2 protein-coding genes and 1 pseudogene are annotated in these 1,276 nt (G+C 42.8%); all 3 read right to left on the bottom strand.

From position 1 onward, the window contains the following. Positions 1-245: pseudogene (locus tag J7438_RS25575) on the bottom strand (hypothetical protein); the annotation flags it as partial. Between the two features lie 175 nt (positions 246-420). After that, positions 421-786 (bottom strand): HepT-like ribonuclease domain-containing protein, encoded by a 366-nt coding sequence (locus J7438_RS25570; protein ID WP_209203139.1) that lies wholly within the window; start codon positions 784-786, stop codon positions 421-423. Continuing rightward, positions 783-1,073, bottom strand: a complete 291-nt coding sequence (locus tag J7438_RS25565; protein ID WP_209203138.1) for a nucleotidyltransferase family protein — start codon at positions 1,071-1,073, stop codon at positions 783-785. The genes J7438_RS25570 and J7438_RS25565 overlap by 4 nt, the downstream gene beginning before the upstream one ends. Positions 1,074-1,276: the final 203 nt, after the last annotated feature.

Below are 1,276 nucleotides of genomic sequence, written 5' to 3'. Positions count from 1 at the left end.
TCATAACCCAGTTCGGTAAATTTACGACACCAGTAGTGTGAACCTCCACAAGCTTCCATGCCAATAGCGCATTGAGGCAGATTAGCAATAAAGGGCAAGAGTGCTTTGCGATTAAGTTTCTTTTTGAGAACCACATGACCTTTGGCATCAACACCATGTAGCTGGAAACTCTTTTTGCTCAGATCAATTCCGAGAAAAGCAACCTGGCCTTTTTGATTAGTTCCTGATTTGTTAACCTTGCCCATGGATGGTTCGCTCCGTTTCTTATTTTGAATGATGTCCTACCAAACTCATTCTATTTTGGCTCATTTGAAGCCGTTTTGGGAGCGGGGCGGACCATTCCATTAGGTCTTTCATTGTGCACATTTACGTCGTGTATTATCAAAAATGAGCTATTGCACAACAGATACTCAGGCTCATCTATTCAATTGATTCAATTAATTTCTGAACACTGCTTGCTAATGCAGGCAAATCATTCTCAATGGTTTGCCAGACAATGGGAAGGTCAACTTTAAAGTAGCCATGAGCAAGGGCATTTCTCATTTCATAGGCATAAATAAAAGGTACATCTTTGTGGTCTTTCACAAACTGAGGAAAGTGTTTATCAACGTTGTTGCTGGCTTCACCAATAATTTCAAGGTTTCGGATGACTGCATCCTGAACGAGCGTGTTTTCGTAAAATTCTTGTTCACTCTTCAAATCAGCGATGTACGCTTGTATTCGTCCCACTGCCTCAACTATGTGAGAAAGATACTCCACTAGCCTCAGTGCATTTTTCCCTTTCATATGGGCTTTGCCTGCAAAAGGACTTCATCTCTGATCGTGTCTGAAAGTGAGCCAGGAGTCAGGATGTCGACTTCTACACCAGTTAACTGCTTGAGTTTGTGACGAATCGCTCCAATATCAAACAGGGTCATGTCCTGACCCGGGTCAATCAGTATGTCAAGGTCACTGGTTTCGGTGTCGGTTCCATTCAATACAGAGCCAAATACCCGGGCATTAGCTGCTTTATGTTCTTTTATAACGGCTTTGATCTTTGCCCGGTATTTTTTTAATGCTGCCGATGGTCTCATGGGTTGCCTCAGCCAGTAGTCGTTTCTACATTTACTTTAACATATCTATTTTTGTGAAGAACAGGGTCAAAAACCGGAAACCGGGGTCATATATGGTCCGCCCCGCTTTGCAAGGATAAGTTTTCCATCATGACTAAAGAGTAATGCTTCCATTCTCTTAATAAAGAGACCGGCCTTTGGGGTGAGGTCTCAATGCCTCTGGC

Origin of the sequence: Thalassotalea sp. G20_0, from assembly GCF_017744175.1 — a bacterium.
Taxonomy (GTDB): Bacteria; Pseudomonadota; Gammaproteobacteria; order Pseudomonadales; family Endozoicomonadaceae; genus Endozoicomonas.
The sequence above is the reverse complement of the archived record's forward strand: the minus strand, read 5'-3'. Positions and strand labels throughout refer to the sequence as shown.

Excerpts from the sequence above, each read along its gene's own strand:
- J7438_RS25570 (WP_209203139.1), bottom strand. The coding sequence starts at position 786 with ATGAAAGGGAAAAATGCACTGAGGCTAGTGGAGTATCTTTCTCACATA.
- J7438_RS25565 (WP_209203138.1), bottom strand. The coding sequence starts at position 1,073 with ATGAGACCATCGGCAGCATTAAAAAAATACCGGGCAAAGATCAAAGCC.